Source organism: Saccharothrix hoggarensis, assembly GCF_052936025.1.
The window spans coordinates 3,513,391-3,532,591 of the sequence record NZ_CP193624.1 but is presented as its reverse complement, the minus strand read 5'-3'; the positions used below and the strand labels follow the sequence as shown (position 1 = coordinate 3,532,591).

The 19,201-nt window shown below is 74.3% G+C and carries 14 protein-coding genes; 9 read left to right on the top strand and 5 right to left on the bottom strand.

Going from position 1 to position 19,201, the window contains the following annotated elements:
- Window positions 1-160: 160 nt before the first annotated feature.
- The 3 genes from ACRAKH_RS16220 to ACRAKH_RS16210 are packed head-to-tail and all read left to right on the top strand — an operon-like array spanning window position 161 to window position 4,439.
- Window positions 161-1,708 (top strand): GH39 family glycosyl hydrolase, encoded by a 1,548-nt coding sequence (locus tag ACRAKH_RS16220; protein WP_380721850.1) that lies wholly within the window; start codon window positions 161-163, stop codon window positions 1,706-1,708.
- Window positions 1,709-1,713: 5 nt separating this feature from the next.
- Complete coding sequence (locus ACRAKH_RS16215) at window positions 1,714-2,409, top strand: glycosyl transferase (RefSeq protein WP_380721848.1); 696 nt, start codon at window positions 1,714-1,716, stop codon at window positions 2,407-2,409.
- On the top strand, window positions 2,406-4,439 hold the full coding sequence (locus ACRAKH_RS16210) for a beta-galactosidase (RefSeq protein WP_380721846.1): 2,034 nt from the start codon (window positions 2,406-2,408) through the stop codon (window positions 4,437-4,439). The genes ACRAKH_RS16215 and ACRAKH_RS16210 overlap by 4 nt, the downstream gene beginning before the upstream one ends.
- 3 nt (window positions 4,440-4,442) lie before the next feature.
- Here ACRAKH_RS16210 and ACRAKH_RS16205 read toward each other — a convergent pair whose 3' ends face one another.
- Together ACRAKH_RS16205 and ACRAKH_RS16200 are read right to left on the bottom strand one after the other, a co-directional pair.
- Window positions 4,443-6,416 carry an alpha-glucuronidase gene (locus ACRAKH_RS16205; protein ID WP_380721844.1) on the bottom strand — a complete coding sequence of 658 codons (1,974 nt, stop codon included), beginning with the start codon at window positions 6,414-6,416 and terminating at the stop codon, window positions 4,443-4,445.
- A 149-nt stretch (window positions 6,417-6,565) separates the two neighbouring features.
- Window positions 6,566-7,777 (bottom strand): SGNH/GDSL hydrolase family protein, encoded by a 1,212-nt coding sequence (locus ACRAKH_RS16200; protein ID WP_380721842.1) that lies wholly within the window; start codon window positions 7,775-7,777, stop codon window positions 6,566-6,568.
- A 193-nt stretch (window positions 7,778-7,970) separates the two neighbouring features.
- Here ACRAKH_RS16200 and ACRAKH_RS16195 point away from each other — a divergent pair, with 193 nt between their 5' ends.
- The 3 genes from ACRAKH_RS16195 to ACRAKH_RS16185 are packed head-to-tail and all read left to right on the top strand — an operon-like array spanning window position 7,971 to window position 10,990.
- Window positions 7,971-9,272, top strand: coding sequence for an extracellular solute-binding protein (locus ACRAKH_RS16195; RefSeq protein ID WP_380721840.1), 1,302 nt, complete (start codon window positions 7,971-7,973; stop codon window positions 9,270-9,272).
- 3 nt (window positions 9,273-9,275) lie between these two features.
- Entirely contained in the window at window positions 9,276-10,178 is a 903-nt protein-coding gene (locus tag ACRAKH_RS16190) for a carbohydrate ABC transporter permease (protein ID WP_380721838.1), read from the top strand.
- Window positions 10,175-10,990 carry a carbohydrate ABC transporter permease gene (locus ACRAKH_RS16185; RefSeq protein WP_380721836.1) on the top strand — a complete coding sequence of 272 codons (816 nt, stop codon included), beginning with the start codon at window positions 10,175-10,177 and terminating at the stop codon, window positions 10,988-10,990. Before ACRAKH_RS16190 ends, ACRAKH_RS16185 begins: the two co-directional genes overlap by 4 nt.
- Here the strand turns inward: ACRAKH_RS16185 and ACRAKH_RS16180 are convergent.
- Together ACRAKH_RS16180 and ACRAKH_RS16175 are read right to left on the bottom strand one after the other, a co-directional pair.
- Window positions 10,971-15,365 carry an HAD-IC family P-type ATPase gene (locus ACRAKH_RS16180; protein WP_447009918.1) on the bottom strand — a complete coding sequence of 1,465 codons (4,395 nt, stop codon included), beginning with the start codon at window positions 15,363-15,365 and terminating at the stop codon, window positions 10,971-10,973. The genes ACRAKH_RS16185 and ACRAKH_RS16180 overlap by 20 nt on opposite strands.
- Before the next feature lie 64 nt (window positions 15,366-15,429).
- Window positions 15,430-15,822 (bottom strand): ATP-binding protein, encoded by a 393-nt coding sequence (locus tag ACRAKH_RS16175; RefSeq protein WP_380730707.1) that lies wholly within the window; start codon window positions 15,820-15,822, stop codon window positions 15,430-15,432.
- A gap of 102 nt (window positions 15,823-15,924) precedes the next feature.
- On the opposite strand from ACRAKH_RS16175, the gene ACRAKH_RS16170 reads away from it, so the two are divergent.
- Entirely contained in the window at window positions 15,925-17,214 is a 1,290-nt protein-coding gene (locus tag ACRAKH_RS16170; RefSeq protein ID WP_447009917.1) for an erythromycin esterase family protein, read from the top strand.
- A gap of 106 nt (window positions 17,215-17,320) precedes the next feature.
- The gene (locus ACRAKH_RS16165) at window positions 17,321-17,731 is read left to right on the top strand and encodes a hypothetical protein (RefSeq protein WP_380730701.1); all 411 of its coding nucleotides are present in this window, start codon (window positions 17,321-17,323) and stop codon (window positions 17,729-17,731) included.
- Window positions 17,732-17,738: 7 nt separating this feature from the next.
- Here ACRAKH_RS16165 and ACRAKH_RS16160 read toward each other — a convergent pair whose 3' ends face one another.
- Window positions 17,739-18,353, bottom strand: a complete 615-nt coding sequence (locus ACRAKH_RS16160) for a hypothetical protein (RefSeq protein WP_447009916.1) — start codon at window positions 18,351-18,353, stop codon at window positions 17,739-17,741.
- A 145-nt stretch (window positions 18,354-18,498) separates the two neighbouring features.
- Between ACRAKH_RS16160 and ACRAKH_RS16155 the strand changes: the two genes are divergently transcribed.
- A complete protein-coding gene (locus tag ACRAKH_RS16155) occupies window positions 18,499-19,068 on the top strand; it encodes a QsdR family transcriptional regulator (protein ID WP_380729052.1) in 570 nt (189 codons plus the stop codon).
- Window positions 19,069-19,201 lie beyond the last annotated feature (133 nt).

The following is a 19,201-nucleotide window of genomic DNA, read 5'->3' as shown; positions in this document are numbered from 1 at the left end:
CGAGCTGGATCTTTGGCCGCTACTCCGCAGACGGCGGCCGGGTCGCTCGGAAGTCGGTCGTTCGCGACTGATTTCCCAGCGATCGAAAAGCGTGATCGCCGGGAAATGAGTCGCGAGCGACCGACGCGACCCGGCGGCGTGGGTCCGTGGCAGGGGTGTCGTGGTGGTGGGTGGAGGGGTTGTGGACCGCACGGTTGTGCCTGGTGAGCCGGTTGGCCGCCTGTCCGGGTCGTGGCGGCACTGCGTGGGGACCGGTCGGTTGAACCTCGCGCTGCGCGCCGACTACCAGGAGTCCCTGGCGGTGGTACAGCGGGACATCGGCTTCCGCCACATCCGCGGGCACGGGCTGCTGTCCGACGACATGGGCGTGCACCGGGTGTCCGGCGACCGGGTCCGGTACTCGTTCACCTACGTGGACCAGGTGTTCGACCGGTTCCTGGAGCTGGGGTTGCGGCCGTTCGTCGAGCTCGGGTTCATGCCCACGGCGCTCGCCTCGGGCGAGGACACCGTGTTCTGGTGGAAGGGCAACATCACCCCGCCCGCCGACCCGGACGAGTGGGCGGCGGTCGTGCGCGCGGTGCTGCGGCACCTCGTGGACCGCTACGGCGTGGACGAGGTGCGCACCTGGCCGATCGAGGTGTGGAACGAGCCCAACCTCCCGCACTTCTGGAAGGACGCCGACCAGGAGGCGTACTTCCGGCTCTACGAGATCACCGCGCGGACCGTCAAGGACGTGGACGCCGGGCTCCAGGTCGGCGGTCCCGCCATCTCACCCGGCTCGGACGAGTGGTGGCAGCCGTTCGCGGACTTCGTCACCCGCCGCGACGTGCCGGTCGACTTCGTCAGCAGGCACGCCTACTCGTCCGGGCCAGCGCAGCACGTCCCGTTCGGCACCTACCAGACCCTGGCGCCGCCGCGGACGCTGCTGGAGCAGTTCGACGCGCCGCGCAAGCACCTGGCGGGCACCGCGCTGGCCGGGCTGCCGGTGCACATCACCGAGTACAACTCGTCGTACCGGCCGGACAACCCCATCCACGACACCGCCTACCACGCCGCGTACCTCGCGCCCGTGCTCACCGGCGGCACGGACCTGGTCGACTCGTACTCCTACTGGACGTTCTGCGACGTGTTCGAGGAGGAGAACGTGCCGACCTCCTTGTTCCACGGCGGGTTCGGGCTGCTCACGCACCGCCAGGTGCCGAAACCGACCTACCACCTCTACGCGTTCATGGCCCGGATGGGCACGCACGTGCTGGCCCGCGGCGAGGACCACCTGGTGTGCGTCGACGACGACGGCCGCGTCACCGTGCTGGCGTGGCAGCCGGTCGGCGGCACGGACGCGCCGGACGCCCCCGAGCGGCACGAGGTGCGGCTGTCGGTCCCGCTGGCCGGCCCGCGCGCGTTCGTGCGCCGGGAACGCGTGAACGAGCACGACGGCAACGCGTTCGGGGCGTGGCGCGAGCTGGGCCGGCCGCGATCACCGGACCGGCGGACGGTGGACGTGCTGCGCGACTGCGCCCGTCCCGCGCTCGAACACCGGTCGGAGGCTGTGGTGGACGGGCGGGTGGCGCTGGACCTCGCGCTGGCGCGGCACGAGGTGACGTTCGTCGAGGTGGCCCCGGTCCACGCGGAGGAGCACGTCGGGTTGGACGACCGGCGGCTGCTCGGCGGCTCCGACGACCGCCTCGTCGCCGGGCACGAGAGGTGACGGCCGTGGCGACCACACCCGGCCGCGGCGACCCGGCGGACGAGATCGGCAAGGGCGTCCTGTCCCGCTGGTCGGCCGTCGTGTACTGGTTCCTCGTCGTCGAAGGCCTGCTCCTGCTGACGGCGGGGCCGCCGTTGCTGCTGGTGGTGTTCCTGGTCGGGGAGGCGGGCAACGCCCCGCTGATCGGCCTGTGCTTCGCCCCGCTGGCGCCCGCGCTGTCCGCCGCGCTGTTCGCGTGGCGGGTGTTCCTGAACGACCGGGATCTCTCCCCCGCCCGCCACTACTGGCGCGGCTACCGGCTGAACGCGCTGGACGTCCTACGGTGGTGGCTGCCCGCGCTGGCGGTGCTCACGATCATCGGCTTCAGCCTCGCGAACCTCGGCGTGGCGGGTGTGCCCGCCGGGTACGAGCTGGTGCTGGTGGTGATCGCGGTGGCGCTGCTGCTGTGGTCGTCCCACGCGCTCGTGCTGTCGTCGACCCTCGCGTTGCGCACCCGGGACACCGCACGCCTGGCGTCCTACTACCTGGCCGCACGGCCGGCGAGCACGCTCGGCGCGTTCTCGCTGCTGGTCGCGGCCGGCGGGCTCGTCGTGCTCACGTCCGACTGGGTGCTCGCGCTGCTCGCGTCCCCGTTCACGCTGGCCCTCCTCCGCAACGCCGACCCCGTGCTCCGCGACGCCACCGAGAGGTTCACCGCGTGACCCGGCGGATCGGCTACGGCGGCGACTACAACCCCGAGCAGTGGCCCCGCGACGTCTGGGACGAGGACTACGCGGCGTTCGCGACGGCCGGCATCGACACGGTGACCGTCGGCGTGTTCGCGTGGGCGCACCTGCAACCCGCCGAGGACCGGTACGACTTCTCGACGTTGGACGCGATCGTGGAGCGGGCCGCGGCCGAGGGCGTGCGGATCGTCCTGGCGACGCCGAGCGGCGCGATGCCGCCGTGGCTCGCGCACGCGTACCCGGACGCGTGCCGGGTCGACTTCGAGGGACGCCGGCACGTCTACGGCCAGCGGCACAACGCGTGCCCGTCGTCGCCCGACTTCCGGCGGCTGTCGGTGGCACTGGCCGGGAAGCTCGCCGAGCGGTACGGCGACCACCCGGCGATCGTCGCCTGGCACGTCGGCAACGAGTACGGCGGCACGTGCTGGTGCCCGAGGTGCGGCGAGGCGTTCCGGGACTGGCTCCGCGAGCGCTACGGTGACCTCGACCGGCTCAACGCCGCGTGGAACACCGCGTTCTGGTCGCACACGTTCACCGACTGGGCGCAGATCCCGCCGCCGAACGCGCTGTCCGAGCACTGGCGCGGGCCGGACCACACCGCGTTCCAGGGCATCACGCTGGACTACAGGCGGTTCACGTCCGACGCGCTGCTGGGCGGTTTCGTGGCGGAGAAGGCGGCGATCCGCGCGCACGTGCCGGACACGCCCGTGACGACCAACATGATGGGCCTGTACCAGCCGATCGACTACCACCGGTGGGCGCCGCACCTCGACTTCGCGTCGTGGGACAACTACCCGCCGGAGGACGCGTCGCCGTCGCGCACGGCTTCGCGGATGGCGTTGGCGCACGGGCTGATGCGCGGGCTGCGCGACGGCGCGCCGTTCTGGGTCATGGAGCAGACGCCGTCGGTCACCGCGAGCCGCGACGTCAACCCGGTGAAGCGGCCGGGCGTGCTGCGGCTGTGGTCGTGGCAGTCCGTCGCGCACGGCGCGGACGCCGTCCTGTATTTCCAGCTCCGGCAGTCGCGCGGGGCGTGCGAGAAGTACCACGGCGCGGTGCTCGACCACGCGGGTCGCACGGACACGCGGGTGTTCCGGGAGGTCGTCGAGCTGGGCGGCGAGTTCGCACGGGTCGGTGACGCGCTGCTCGGCGGCCGAACCCCGGCGCGGGTGGCGCTGCTGGTCGACTGGGACAGCTGGTGGGCGGTCGAGATGTCCGACGGCCCCAACCGTAACGTCCGGTACCTCGACGTGCTGACGGCGTACCACCGGGCGTTGTGGCAGGCGAACGCGTCGGTCGACGTGGTGCCGGTGACCGCGGACCTGACCCGGTACGACGTGGTCGTGGCGCCGTTGCTGCACATGGTGAAGGGCGACCTGGCCGACCGGGTCACCGCGCTGGTCGAGCGGGGCGGGACGTTCGTGACGACCGCGCTGTCCGGCCGGGTGGACGAGGAGGACAACGCGTTCCTCGCCGACGTGCCGGGGCCGTTCGCCGGATTGCTCGGGCTGCGGGTGGAGGAGACCGACGCGCGGCAGCCACACGTGGTGAACCCGGTGGCGCTCGACGGCGAGGTGCACGAGGCGCGGCACGTGTTCGAGCTGATCGTGCCCGAGGCGGCGCCGGGCGGGCCGGCGGCGGAGGTCCGCGGCACCTACGGCGCCGACTTCTACGCCGGGACGCCGGCCGTCACCAGAGCCGTGCGCGGCGCCGGAAGTGCCTGGTACGTGGGCACGTTGCTGGACGACGCCGGTGTCGCGTCGGTGGTGCGGTCGACGTTGGCGGAGCACGACCTGCTCGGCCCGCTCGCCGACGTGCCCGACGTCGAGGTCGCCGAACGCGTCACCCCGGACGGCGTCCGCCACCTGTTCGTGCTCAACCACGGCGAGGCCCGCACCGTGCGCGTTCCGGTGGACGGGACCGACCTGCTGAGCGGGCACGACCTGCGCGCCGGTGACGAGCTGGCGCTCGCCCCGGCGGCGGTGCACGTCATCCGCCGCGGGTAGCGGTCAGTAGATCGTGCGGCCGTGCTTGTCGGGCACGCCCGACTTGCGCCGGAAGTACGTGTTGACCTGGTCGCGCCACTCGGTCGCGCACCGCAGCTGCTCCGCCAGCAGCTCGGTGACGCGGCCGAACACGTCCGCCGGCACCCGGTCGGCCAGGCCGGCCCACGTGTCGGCCATCCGGGCCACCTCGTCGCGGCCGGCGAAGTGCGTGTCGTAGATGTGCTGGATTACCGTCTCGCCCGAGTGCAGGACGTGGTCGTAGGGCACGTGGTGGAAGAACAGCAGCAGCTCGTCCGGGCACGTCTCGACGGACTCGTACCGGTCGCGCCACGGCACGGGGTACTGGCCGGTGTACCCGGTGCCCGTGGCGCGGGTGCGGTCCACGCCGACACCGTCGCGGTCGGCGAAGTGGTAGGTGCCCCACGGGGAGTACTCGTAGCCGTCGACGTCCGGCCCGTAGTGATCGCCCGGTCGGACCATGAACCCGACGCCCAGCGGTGCCGTGTACCGCTCGTAGGTGCGCCACGAGCCGTCCATCAGCCCGTGCAGCGCGTCCCGCACCGAGTCGTCGGCGAACGTGAGGCCGATCCACTCGTCCAGCACGGCTTCCGGCGCGAGCCGGTCGTCCCACGCCAGCCTGCCGAAGCCGAACAGGTTGGCCTGCGCCAGCGGGTGGCCCGTCCAGAACGGGTCGTCGCCGACGTTCGACACCGCCACCACTCCCCCGGCGGGCGTGCCGGCCCGGCCCGCGGCGACGTCGGCCACCGTGTGCCCGTCCTCGCCCCACGGCCGGAACGCCAGCACCTCCCGCCACTGCGGCACGAGGTGGCACACGTGCTTCTGCTGGCCGGTGTACTCCTGCGTCACCTGGAACTCCACCGCGAGACGGGTGCGGGGCATCGCCGCGATCACCGGCGACACCGGCTCGCGCACCTGGAAGTCCAGCGGGCCGTTCTTCACCTGCAGCACGACGTTCGCGTCGAACGAACCGTCGAGCGGGGCGAAGTGGTCGTGCGCCGCCCGCGCGCGGTCGGTCGAGCGGTCGCGCCAGTCCTGGCGGTGGTTGTAGACGAACGCGCGCCAGAACACCGTGCCGCCGAACGGCGCCAGGGCGCGGGCCAGGGTGTTCGCGCCGTCGGCGTGGTCGCGGCCGTAGGCGAACGGGCCCGGCTGCCCCTCCGAGTCGGCCTTGACGACGTACCCGCCGAAGTCCGGAATCGCCGCGTACACGTCGGCCGTGACGTGGGCCCACCAGTCGCGCACCGCCGGGTCGAGCGGGTCGGCCGTGGGCAGGCCGCCCAGGGTGATCGGCGCGGCGAAGCTCACCGACAGGTGCACCCTGATCCCGTGCGGGCGGAACACCTCGGCCAGCCGCACCACGTCCGGCAGCAGGTCGGTCAGCAGGCGCGCCTCGGTGCGGTGCACGTTGACGTTGTTGAGGCAGACCCGGTTGACGCCGATCGAGCCGAGCAGCCTCGCGTAGGAGCGGACGCGCGACAGGTCCTCGCGCACGCCGCCGTCGGCGTAGAAGATCGAGCCGCCCGCGTAGCCGCGTTCGACCTGGCCCATCACCGGGTGCTCGTCCACGTTGTCCCAGTGGTCGAGCATGCGGATCGGCTGCCGCGGCGCGTGCCGCCGGGCCTCGCCGTCGCCGGTGAACGCCGATTCGCCCTGCCGCACCACGTGGTGGAAGCCGTAGAGCAGGCCGACGCCGTCAACGGCGCGCACCACGGTGGTCGTGCCTTCGCGGCCCACCACGAACGCCTCGGGGTCGGTCTCGCCGTCGTCCGGCGCGCACACCAGGGCCAGGTCCGCCGGGCCGTCCTCGACCAGCGCGCCACCGTGGTCGGCGACCGCGGTCCGGACTTCGTCGCGCACCGTGGCGACGACCGGTCCGTCCCCGGTGACGCGGACCCGCCGCGAGCCGACCGACCGGAACGCGGAGGCCGGGAGCCACGCGGGGTGCACGTCGATCATGGGCGGGTTCCTCCGTGGCTCGGGACCGGTGCCGTGGTCAAACCTAGGGCGGTTCCGGTTCGCGGGCAAGGGAGAACACGCCGTCGTCAGTCCATTTTCGACAGGCTGAACCCACGAAACTTTTGCGTGGCAACGCTTTGGCCGGAGGCTCACGGACGCCGGGTGAACAGCTCCAGCGGCACGGCGTCCGCGAGCGCCTGGTAGCCGGCCGGGCTCAGGTGCAGGTGGTCGCCCTCGTCGTAGGCGGGGAGCAGGCGGCGCGGCTCGTCCGGGTCGCGGACGGCGGCGTCGAAGTCCAGCACGGCGTCGAACCGCCCGCCCTTCCTGATCCACTCGTTGACCGCCTGGCGTGCCGCCTCACGGTGGCCGTCCGGGTCGTCGTACTGGGCGCTGCCGCCGAGCGGGGTGATCGTCGCGCCGCACACGGCGGCGCCGCGGGCGTGGGCACGGGTCAGGACCTGCTCGTACGCGGCCACGAGGTCGTCGGCGACCCGCTTCTGCGCGTCGGGCGTCGAGTCGGCGGTGCCGAGGTCGTTCACGCCCTCGAACAGCACCAACCACGCCACCCCGGCCAACGCCAGCACGTCGCGGTCCAGCCGGGCCAGGGCGCTGGGGCCGAGGCCTTCGCCCAGCACCTGGTTGCCGCCGATGCCCTGGTTGAGCACGGCGACGTCCGCGGTGGCGGGGTGGGCGCGCAGCCGGGCCGACAGGCGGTCGGGCCAGCGGTCGTTGCCGTTGGTGGTGGAGCCTCGACCGTCGGTCAGGGAGTCCCCCAGCGTGACGACGGCGGACGCCTCGCGCCCGGACCACACCTCGATGCCGCTGAGGAAGTACCAGTGGTCGGCGGTGGTCGCGCCGGGCAGGTCGTCGGCCGCGACGTGGTCGCCCGCCAGGAGGTGCGAGGTCGTCCGGGAGCCGGGGTGCGAGGTGACGGTCCCGGACGCCTGCCCGTCGGCCAGGTGCACCGTCACGGTCAGGTTCGCCTCCGGCTCGACCGGGAAGTCCAGCGGGTCCGACACCACCTGAGCGCCGATCGGCACGACCACGCCGGCACGCCCGTGGAACGTGACCGGGCGGGCCGAGCCCGGCTCGACGGCGCCGACACCGGCGCGTCCGTCGACGGGACGGGCCACGGTCACGGCGGTGAGGGGCAGCACCGCGCCGCCGAACGCGTTGGAGAACCGCAGCCGCAGCCGGTCGCCGCCGATCGTGGCGCGCGCCGTCTGCCGCAGCGTGGCGTCGGCGAGCACCACGCCGTCGCGCGTGAACGGCGCGGGCGGCATGTTGTCCGGCTCGGCCGCCTGCGGCGCCGACACCCACGTGTGCGCCCAACGGCCGACGGGTGGTGCGCTGGGGCTCATGGGCGGGTCGACCTCCCGGCTCGACGGCGTGACGTGCCGATTCTGGTGCAGCGCGCCGGTCCCGGTCGACCGGTGAGGGCCACGAAACCTTTGCGTGCTTGCGCCAACCGGGCGACCTTGGTGTGACGGGCTGTCGCCGCGGGAACCGTCTCGGTGACGTCGTCGGCGACGTCGGGCGTGGGGGGAGGCGTGCATGCGGTGGCTCCTGGTCACGGTGTTGCTGGTCGTCGGCGGGTGCGGCGGGCTGGGGGCGGACACGTCCGGCGCGCTCGTCACCATGGGGTTCGGCCTTCCGGACGAGCACGCGACGGCACGGGTGGCGGTGTTCCGCGAAGCCAACCCCGGCGTCGACCTGCGGATCAGCGAAGGCGCGTTCGACGAGCAGCAGTTCCTGTCCGCCGTGGCCGCGGGCGACCCGCCCGACCTGGTCTACGCCGAGCGGCGCAAGCTCGGCGGGTACGCGGCGCGCGGCGCGGTGCAGAGCTTGGACGCCTGCGTGCGCGAGCACGGCGTGGACCTGGGCCGGTTCCGGGAGGCGGCGCTGCGGCAGGTCACCTACCAGGGCGAGGTGTACGGGCTGCCGGAGTTCTCCAGCGTCCGGCTGATGATCGTCAACAACCCGGTGGTGCGCGCCGCGGGCCTCGACCCGGCCGCACTGTCCACATCGGACTGGAATGCTCTGGGCGGACTGGCCGACCGGCTGGCCGTGGTCCGTGACGGGCGGGTGGAGCGCATCGGCTTCGACCCGAAGGTGCCGGAGTTCCTGCCGCTGTGGGCGAAGGCGAACGGCGCCGAGCTGATCGGTCCCGACGCCCGCCTGGACGACCCGCGCGTGGTGGAGGCGGTCCGGCACACCGCCGACCTGGTGGCCCGTCAGGGCGGCTGGGCGACGTTCAAGGCGTTCCGCGACACGTTCGACCAGTTCGGCGCGAACAACCAGTACGTGACCGGGCAGCTCGCCGCGATGCCGATGGACTCCTGGTACCTCAACACGCTGGCCACCAACTCCCCCGACGTCGACGTGACGATCGCGCCGTTCACCGACCGGGACGGGCAGGTGCTGACCGAGTCCGGCGGGCAGGCGTGGGCGATCCCGAAGGGCGCCCGGCACCCGGAGCTGGCCTGCCGCTTCCTCGTCACGATGACCGACACGCGGACCTGGGTGACGGCGGCGACGGCGCGGCGGGACGCGCTGGCCAAGGCCGGCCGGCCGTACGGCGGCACGTTCACCGCGAACCGCGACGCCGACGAGCGGATCTTCCGCGAGGTGTTCGACCCGAAGGGCAACCCGATCCTGGAGAAGGGCGTGCCGGTGGTGATGTCGTTGCAGGACAAGGCGTTCGCCCTGCCGCCGAGCCCGGCCGGCAGCGAGCTGGTGCGCGCCTGGGAGGGCGCGGTCAACCGGGTGCTGGTCGGGCAGCAGACCCCGGAGGAGGCGATGGCGCAGGCGCAGCGCGAGGCGGAACGGGCGCTCAAGCGGGTGGGCGGGAGGTAGGCCGTGACGGTCAGCAGACGTGAGGCGCGGGCGGGGTGGTTGTTCCTGCTGCCGTGGGTGATCGGGTTCGTGGCGTTCACCGCCGGGCCGATGCTGTTCAGCCTCTGGCTGTCGTTGACGCACTACGACATGCTCAAGCCGCCGTCGTTCGTCGGCCTGGAGAACTACCGGGAGGCGCTGGTCGACGAGCGCGTCGGCACGGCGTTGTGGAACACGGTGTTCTTCACCGCGCTGCACGTGCCCGCGCAGATCGTGCTGGCGCTCGGCCTGGCGAGCCTGCTGCGCCGGGCCGGGCGCGGCAGCGGGTTCTTCCGCACGATCCTGTACCTGCCGGTCATGACGCCGCCGGTGGCGCTGGCGGCGATGTTCCTGCTGCTGCTCAACGGGCAGCACGGCGCGGTGAACGGCTTCCTCGGCTGGTTCGGGTTCCAGGGCCCGAACTGGACCACCGACCCGGCGTGGATCAAACCGGGCCTGGTGGTGATGAGCCTCTGGACGGTCGGCAGCACGGCGGTGCTGTACCTGGCGGCGCTGACCCGCGTGCCGGTGGAGCGGTACGAGGCGGCGCGGCTGGACGGCGCGAGCCCGTGGCGGCAGTTCTGGCACGTGACGCTGCCCGGCATCAGCGGGACGGTCTACTTCACCGTCGTGGTCAACACGATCGCGTCGTTGCAGGTCTTCACCGAGGCGTACGCGATGTTCTTCGGCGCGCGGGCCAAGCAGTCCGCCGAGGGCGACGCGGCGCTGTTCTACGTGATCCACCTGTTCCAGGAGGCGTTCGGGTCGCTGCGGATGGGGTACGCGTCCGCGTTGGCGTGGGGGCTGTTCGCGGTGATCGCCGTCATCACGGCCGTGCAGGTGCGGTTGTCGCGCCGGTACGTGCACTACGAGGGTGATCGGTCGTGAGGCGCGTCGGGGTGTGGGCGGCGCTCCTCGTCGTCACCGCGGCGTTCGGCTACCCGTTCTGGTGGCTGGTCAGCGCGTCGCTGAAGGACCGGGCGCACGTGTTCGACAACGCGCTGCTGCCCCGGCCGTTCTCGCCGGGCAACTACGTCGAGGTGTGGCAGGCCGTGCCGCTGCTGACGTGGATCGGCAACAGCGTCGCGGTGGGGCTGGCGGCAGCGGCAGCGGCCACGGTGGCGAGCGCGCTGGTGGCGTTCGGGTTCGCGATGTTCCGGTTCCCGGGCCGCGACCTGCTGTTCGGCGTGGTGCTGGCGACGATGATGTTGCCCGGCGCGGTGACCATGGTGCCGGTCTACCTGGAGTGGCACGCGCTGGGCCTGGCCACCACGCAGGTCCCGCTGTGGGCGCAGAACCTGTTCGGCTCGGCGTTCTACATCTTCCTGCTGCGCCAGTTCTTCCTCGGCCTGCCGCGCGAGGTGTTCGACGCCGCCAAGGTCGACGGCGCGAGCGCGTGGCGGCTGTTCACGTCGCTCGCGCTGCCGCTGGCGAAGCCGGGCCTGGTCGTGGTGTTCGTGTTCGAGCTGAAGGCGGCGTGGACGGACCTCGTCAAGCCGTTGATCTACCTGCGCGAACCCGAGCTGTACACGTTGCCGCGCGGGTTGAAGGCGGTGCTGGACCGGTTCGGCGAGGGCGGCGAGGAGCAGTGGGAGCTGGTCCTCGCCGCGAGCGCGGTCGCGACCGTGCCGATGGTCCTGCTGTTCCTGGTGGCGCAGCGGCACTTCGTGCGCGGCACGGTCACTCAGCACGTCGAGTGACGAGCGGGTTCAGCACCAGGCCGAGCAGGTTCGCGGCGGTGGCGCTGGACAGGGCGATGCCCCAGCCGACCGGGCCCAGCGGCGTGCAGCCGAAGAACCCGCTGACGCCGGGCGTCTGGATCACCGCGGCGAGCGCGGCGGCCGAGCCGAGGCTCGCGGCGAGCACCGACCGGTCCAGCCCGCCGGTGACGAGGGTCTGGCCGAGCTGGGTGCCGACCAGGGCCGCCAGCGCGACCGTGCTCGCCCGGCGGGCCCGACCGGTGAGGCGGGCGGCCGTCCACGCGGCGGTCGCGCCGAGCGTCGTGGTGATGGCGCGGGCGGTGATGTCCCGGTTCAACGCGCTGCCCAGGGACGACGTCGGCCCTTCCCGCAGCAGGTCGGGCACGGACTCGCGGGCGGGCCGGCTCAGCGCGATGGCCAGCGCGGGCGCGAGGTCGGTCAGCAGGTTCACCAGGAGCAGCTGCCGGGCGGTCAGCGGCGACCGCCCGCTCAGCGCCGAGCCCAGCACCGTGAACGCGATCTCGCCGATGTTGCCGCCGAGCAGGATCGCCAGGGCCTCCCGCACCGACGCCCACATGGCACGGCCCTCGACCAGCGCCGCGATGATCGTCTCCAGCCGGTCGTCGGTGACGACCAGGTCGGCGGCGGCACGGGCGGCCGGCGTGCCGCGCCGGCCCAGGGCGATGCCCACGTCGGCGAGCCGGATGGCGGGCGCGTCGTTCGCGCCGTCGCCGGTCATGGCGACCACCCGGCCGAGCCGCTGGTACGCCTCGATGATCCGGACCTTCTGCGACGGCGTGCAGCGGGCGATCACGTCCACGGTGGGCAGCAGGGCGTCCAGCTCGTCGTCCGCCAGCTCGTCGATCCGCGAGCCCGTCACGACGGTCATGTCGTCGTCGCCGCTGACCTCGCTCGCGATGGCCTCGCCGGTGGCCGGGTGGTCGCCGGTGATCATGACGATCCGCACGCCCGCCTCGCGCAGCTTCGCCGCGGCCGGCGGCGCGCCGTCGCGGACCGGGTCGGCCAGCGCGACGAAACCCAGCAGCGACAAGCCCGTCACGTCGTCGTCGGTCACCGCGTCGCCGTCGGCGCGCGCTTCCGCGGCGAGGTCGGCGCGTTCGGCGACCGCCAGCACCCGGTGCCCACGCCCGGCGAGCCGGCGCACCCGCTCCTCCAGCCGCCGCAGCGCGGCCGGGTCGAGGTCGCAGCGCGGCAGCACCACCTCGGGCGCGCCCTTCACGCTCAGCACCAGCCGCTTCCCCATCCGGCCCGCGGTGGCGTGGTAGCCGCGGGACGGCTCGAACGGCAACGCCTCGACCAGCGTCCAGCCCCGCGCGCCGGTCGTGGGGCCCACGCGCACGCGCCGCGCGCCCTCCAGCACCGCGCGGTCCGTCTGGTGCGCGAGGTCCACCGGGTCGTCGGCGGCCGGTGTCGCCCGCACGGCGGCGGCGAAGACGCGGCGCAGGTCGTCGTCCAGCGCGCCGGGAGCGGCGCCGCGGCGGCCGTTGTCGATGCGGCTGACGGACAGGCTGCCCTCGGTGAGCGTGCCGGTCTTGTCGAAGCACAGCACGTCCACGCGGCCCAGCGCCTCGATCGTGCGCGGGTTGCGGACCAGCGCGCCGTGCTCGGCCAGCCGCCGTGCCGCGGCCAGCTGCGCGGCGTTGACCAGGAACGGGAGCCCTTCCGGCACCGACGCGACGGCCAGGTTCACCGCCGCGCCCATGCTCTCCCGCAGCGGCACGCCCCGCAGCAGGCCCGCGCCGGTCACCGCGGCCGCCGAGCCGAGCGCGACGGGCAGCGTCTTGCGGGTCAGCTCGGCCAGCCGCGCCTCCACCCCCGTGGTGGGCACGTTGCGCCGGGCCGCCGCCATGCTGCGGCCGACCTCCGTGGCGTCCCCGGTGGCGACCACCACGGCCAGCGCCGTGCCCGCCGCGATCGTGGTGCCCTCGTAGAGCATCGACGTCCGGTCGGCCAGCTCCGCGGCCACCACGGGCGCCGGGTCCTTCGCCACCGGCAGGGACTCGCCGGTCACGGACGACTCGTCGGCTTCGAGCCCTTCGGCGCCGAGCAGCCGGCAGTCGGCGGGCACCACGTCGCCCGCGCCGAGCCGGACCACGTCGCCCAGCACGAGCTCGTCGGCCGTCACGTCGTGCTCGCCGCCGTCGCGGACCACGGTGGCGCGCACCGCCGAGCGGCCGAGCAGGGACGCCAGCGCCCGGTCGGTGACGACCTGCTGCACGCTCCCGATCAGCGCGGACACGCCCACCACGCCCGCGACCAGCGCCGCGTCGGCCGGTGAGCCGACCGCCGCCGACACCGCCGCGCCGCCCGCGAGCACCGGGGTCAGCGGGTTGGCCAGCTCGGCGAGGAAAGCGCTGCCGAGGCTGGTGCCGACGGCCTGCCGCCCGGTGGACGTCCGCTGCCTGCGCTTGGCCTCGCGGTCGGCCAGCCCGTCGCGGGTCGAGCCCAGCCGGTCGAGCACGGTGGCCGCGGGCATGAGGTGCCACGGCTGGGAGGTGGGCGTGACCGGCACGGCGCCGTTGCCGGCGAGCCGCTTCGCGCGCCACACGCCGTCCACGAACGCGACGGCCGCCGCGCCGTCCACGGCACGGGCCGCGCTGCGGGCCGGTGCGGGACCTCGGGTGCTCAGCGCGCTGACCGCGCCGATGCCGCTCGCCGCCTGGGCCAGCATGATCCCGTCGCGGTTCACCCGCCGTGCCGCCGGGACCGCCTCCACCAGCAGCACGGCGGCTTCGAGGTCGCGGACCAGGACGTGCGCGCCCCACGGCGGCGGTCCGCCGTCCCGCCGCACGCCGACACCGCAGTCCGCCGCCCCCAGCGCCCGGCGGTCGTCCGACACGAGCAGCACCACGTGCCCGTCGCCTTGGAGGCCGCGCACCGCGCCGACCAGCCCGGCGCCCGACGGCACGACGTCGTCGGCGAACCGGACCGGCGACCGGTCGCGGTCCGTGGCCACGACCACGCGCAGCCCGGCGTCCCGCGCCGCCGCCGCGATGGCGTCCACCGCGGGCGTGGTCTCGGGGTCGGCCGCCAGCACGGCCTCGAGCCGGCGGCCCTTGGCCAGCCCGAGCACCATCGCGTGCCCGGCCAGCCGGCGCTGCTCGCGCACCCCCTTGCGGCCCGGCACGTCGAGCCGGTCGACCGGGCCGATCACCCACTCTCCGTCCCGCCGCACGGCCGCCGGGTCCTCGGGGTCGAACAGCGCGAACGCCCGCTCGGCGGCCTCGACGGCGTCCGCGTCCGGCAGCGGCACGAGGTCGGCGAGCACGGACCGGCCCGAGCCGAGCGCGCCCTCGTCGAGCAGCAGCACGTCCACCGCGTCCAGCCGGCGCAGCACCGTCCGGTCCATCACCAGCGCGCCCCGCCCGGCCAGCACGCGGCCCAGTTGCGCGGCGAACGCGGCGCCGCCCACCGACGGCGCCTTGGGCAGGCTCGCCACGCCGAGCGCCGCGGCCCGGCGCGGGCCGGTGAACGGGACCGCCGCGAGCCCGGCCGCCGCCCCCGCCGCGAGGGCCCGCCGCGCGTAGCGGTCGACCGGGCCCTCCGGCAGCGGACGCGGGCGCTCCACCACGATCGGCTCCGCCTCGGCGTCGTCCGGCCCGCGGATCAGCCCGGACTCGGCGGCGCACCACGCCTGCTCGTGCGCCTTCACCTCGCGCCACTGCTGCACGCGTTGCGCGAGGTCCAGCAACGTCCCCTCGCCGCGCGACGCGAGGCCCTGCACCAGGGCGGCGACCACGGACGTGGCCGTGTCGGCGCGTTCGCGGCCCTGCAACCGACCGGCGGCCAGTTCGCGCAGCTTCGGGTGCAGGTCGACGGCCGCGACCAACGCGCCCAGCTCGCCGGGCAGCGGAGCCCACGGCGCGACCTTCGTGACGGCCGCCAACGCCAAGCCCACCGTGTCCGCGGCCAAGGTCGAGAGGAGGCGGGTGCCCTTCAGGCCGTCCGCCGGGTGGTGCAGCTCGTCCTCGACCAGCCGCTCGTCCTCGGTGACCGGCTCGGCCTCCGCCTTGCGCACCAGCGCGACCAGCTCGGAGGTGGGCGGCGCGGGGTCCTCGACGGCGACGATCACGCGGGCGGACGGCGCGTTCACCCGGGCCCAGAGCACTCCGGGGTGGCCCTCCACGGCCCGTTCGATCCGGCCGGCCACCTGCCTGCCGCGCGGGCCGTGGACGCCGTGCGCCTCGATGTGCAGCCGACCGGGGCAGGACCACACCTTCCGTCGGTCGCGGCGCAGCACGGCGGTCTGCTCCAGCGGGGCGAGGGCGAGCCCGATCAGCCCCTTGGCGATGCCGCCCGCCGCGTTGGCGATGCCGCCCGCCGCGCGCACCGGGTCGATGCCGAGGAGTCCCACCGTGCCTGTTTTCCCGAACGGGTGGTGTCCTAAGCGTCACGATCGGGCGTAGATCGCCAGGGTCTCAGTCCTCGAAGACCACCTCGGCCCACACCGTGGTGAACGCGCCCTGGGTCAGCACGCCCCACCTGTCGGTCAGCCCGTCGACCAGCAGCAGCCCGGCCGCCGACCGCCACGGCCCCGACCCGCCGAGGGCGCGGTCGCGCACGCTCACCACCAGGGCTTCCCGCCACCGGTCGAGCACGAGTTCCAGCACGTACGGCGGCGAACCGTGCCGCCGGGCGTTGCCGAACAGCTCCCCCACGACGACGCCGACCAGCAGCACGTCCAGCTCGCGCCACCCGTCCAGGCGCTCGCGGAGCCACCGCGCCACGTCGGCGGGAGAGGTCGGGTCGTCGTCCTGGACGACCAGGACGACCGTGTCGTGGCCGGCGGTCACGGTTACCGAGCCTGCCACCCTCGCACCCCCGCACACCTGACGAACACCTTGCGATCGACAGCCCGGTTCGCCCCGGTTGGCCCCGGTTTGCCGATCTGCCGGACGGGTAGGCCGAACACCGTGGGTCGTTACGGTGACGAGGTCGCGGCGATGGCCGTGCCACTGGGCGACGCGGGCGACTTCGACGTGCTGCTGGACCGCGTCGGCGACGCGCGGGTCGTGATGCTCGGCGAGGCCAGCCACGGCACGCACGAGTTCTACCGCCGGCGCGACGAGCTGACCCGGCGGCTGATCGCCGAGCGGGGCTTCTCGTTCGTGGCCGTGGAAGGCGACTGGCCCGCGTGCGACCGGGTGGACGGCGCGGTGCGCGGCCGGGCGGGCGCGCCGGAGGACCCGCGGGCCGCGCTGGCCGCGTTCGACCGGTGGCCGACGTGGATGTGGGCCAACGAAGAGGTCGTGGACTTCGCACGGTGGCTGCGCGCGCACAACGGCGGCCTGGCCGAGGAGGAGCGGGTCGGGTTCCACGGGCTCGACGTGTACTCGCTGTGGGAGTCGCTGCGCGAGATCCTGGTACACCTGCGCGAGCACGACCCGGCGGAGGTGCCGACGGCGCTGGCCGCCTACCGGTGCTTCGAGCCGCACGGCGAGGACCCGCAGGAGTACGCGCTCGCCACCCGGTTCGTGCCGGCGGGCTGCGAGAACGAGGTGGTCGACCTGCTGGCGCGGCTGCGCGGGCAGGCGGCGGCCGACGGCGCGGGCCGGTTCGGCGCGTGGCAGAACGCCGAGGTCGTCGCGGGCGCGGAGCGGTACTACCGGTCCCTGGTCGGCGGCGGCCAGCCGTCGTGGAACGTCCGCGACCGGCACATGGACGACACCCTCGACCGGCTGCTGGCGCACTACGGGCCGGGGTCGAAGGCCGTGGTGTGGGCGCACAACACCCACATCGGCGACGCCCGCGCCACCGACATGGCCGCGTCGGGCCTGGTCAACCTCGGGCAGCTCGCCCGGGAGCGCCACGGCGCCGACCGGGTCGTGCTGGTCGGGTTCGGCGCGCACCGCGGCACGGTGATCGCGGGCGACGCGTGGGGCGCCGACCAGCGGGTGATGCCGGTGCCGCCGGCCCGCGACGGGTCGCTGGAGGACGAGCTGCACCACACCGCGCCCGGCGAGGCCCTGTTCGTGTTCCCCCCGGGTCACGACCGGCCCGACCTGCTCACGACGGCGCTGGCCCACCGCGCGATCGGCGTCGTCTACCACCCGGAGCGGGAACGCCTGGGCAACTACGTGCCGACGGTCCTCGGCGACCGGTACGACGCCTTCCTCTGGTTCGACGAGACCACGGCGCTGCGCCCCCTGCGCACCCGGCGGGTGGACGTGTTCGAGCCGGAGACGTACCCGAGCGGGGTCTGAGCGTCACTCCCGGTGTCCGCCACCCGGAACCTGACCTCGCAAAACGAGAGCTTGATAACATCGTGTCACGGCAGCCGCGTGCCGTCCGCTCAACGAGGATGGCACCGTGACCAAGGCACAGAGAATCGCAGCGGCGTGGGCGAACCTGCCCGCACCGGAGTTGACCGACCAGGTCCGCCTCCTGGTGAAGGCGCGGGACGCCGCCTCGCGCGGCGTGTGGTCGGCCGTGCGCGAGAACCCGGTGGTCGTCGCCCGCGTCCGCGGCGCGCTGGCAGGGCTGAAGGCCGAGTACCGCGGCCACCGCGACGAGGCCATGTGGCTGGTGTGGATCACGCAGGTCCAGCAGCAGTTGGCCGTGCCGGTCGAGGCGCCCGTGCCCGTCGTCGTGGAGGCGCCGGTGGAGGACGTCGCCGTCGAGCCGGCCGCCGAGCAGTGGGCGGACCAGCCCGCGCGGACCGCCCCGCGCCCGCCGAGCGACGCGCCGCCCGTGCTGTTCCAGGAACCCGCGTCCCGCTGACCCCGGCTCACCGCGCACGACCCCGCAGGGTGGCGGCGAGCAGCACGATCACCACCGCGGCCACCGGGATGAGCGCCGACCCCGTGCGCAGCCCCCACGCGTCGGCGACCGCGCCGATCACGGGCGCCGCGGCGATCAGCCGCGCGCCCCCGGCACCCGTCGCGGCGGGGCGCGCGGCGGCCTGCGGGCCGTCGAGCAGGAACCGCGACGTCGCGGCCACGGCACAGCCGCACAGCACGGCGGCGCTCGTCAGGTGCCACGGGACAGGCACGGCAGGCCCCGCGGCGGCGGCCCCCATCAGACCGCCGACCACCGCACCGATGCTCCAGACGCCGTGCAGCGAGTTCAGGATCGACCGGCCGTACCGCCGCTCCTTGCGCAATCCCTGGGCGTTCGCGCCGACGTCCGCGATCGCGTCGAGCGAGCCCGCGACGAACAAGGCGCCGGACGGGAACGCCGCCACCACCGACCCGAACACCGCATTCGACAACCCGAGGCCGGCTTTCAGCTCCGGGTAGCGCGGCACCGCGTTGGCGAACACCGCGCCGTTGACGAAGAACAGGGCCGCCACGGCGATCCGCGCCCGCCGGGCGTCGCGGTCCGGTGGCGGAGGTGACGTCACGCGCACCAAGCATCGAGCCCGCCCCTACCCGGCGGCAGTGACGTGGGACACACAGGGGCCGCGGTCACGGTCTCGCGGTCGGGCGGCGGGGAGGAGATGATGCGGGGTGGGCCGGACGGGCGGGCCGGCGGGAGCGGGGACTGCGGTGGGTTCGACCGGCACCCGGCGGGTGGTGAGCCAGGACCAGGTGGTGCGCGGCGCGTGCCGGTTCTTCCTGCGGCACGGCGGCGTGGACATGGACGGGCTCGCGACGAGCCTCGCCATCAGCCGGGCGACGCTCTACCGCGTCGTGCACAGCCGGGACGGGCTGCTCGGCGACGTCCTGTGGCTGCTCGCCGACCGGCTCCTGGCCCGCGCGCGGGAGCAGCGCACGAACCCCGGCGTCGACGGCGTGCTGGAGGTGACGCGGCGGTTCGTGGACCAGCTGCGCGCCTCGGGGCCGTTCCGCGCGTTCCTCCGCGGCGAGCCGGACACGGCCGCGCGGGTGCTGTTCCAGGCGTCCGGCGGGGTGCACCGGCGGGCCGTGCTGGCGCAGAAGGAGATCTTGCTGGAAGTCGAGGGAGGGCCGTGGTCGGCGGCCGTCCTCGACCAGGTCGCGTTCCTCTACGTGCGGATCGTGGAGTCCGCGCTGTACGCCGAACTGCTCACCGGCACGCCGCTCGACCACGAGCTGGCCGAGCAGGCCGCCCGGACGGTGCTGCTCCAACACCGCTGAGCCAGACACCGCTGAGCCAGACACCGCTGAGCCCGACGCCGTTGCTGCGACAGCGGTCTCACGATCTCCACGCGTCCTGGTGCGGGCCGGCCGGACCTGGCTACGGTCGGCGACATCCCCAACCCCCATCGCT

Excerpts from the sequence above, each read along its gene's own strand:
- ACRAKH_RS16200 (WP_380721842.1), bottom strand. The coding sequence starts at position 7,777 with ATGAGCCCCAGCGCACCACCCGTCGGCCGTTGGGCGCACACGTGGGTG.
- ACRAKH_RS16195 (WP_380721840.1), top strand. The coding sequence starts at position 7,971 with ATGCGGTGGCTCCTGGTCACGGTGTTGCTGGTCGTCGGCGGGTGCGGC.
- ACRAKH_RS16205 (WP_380721844.1), bottom strand. The coding sequence starts at position 6,416 with ATGATCGACGTGCACCCCGCGTGGCTCCCGGCCTCCGCGTTCCGGTCG.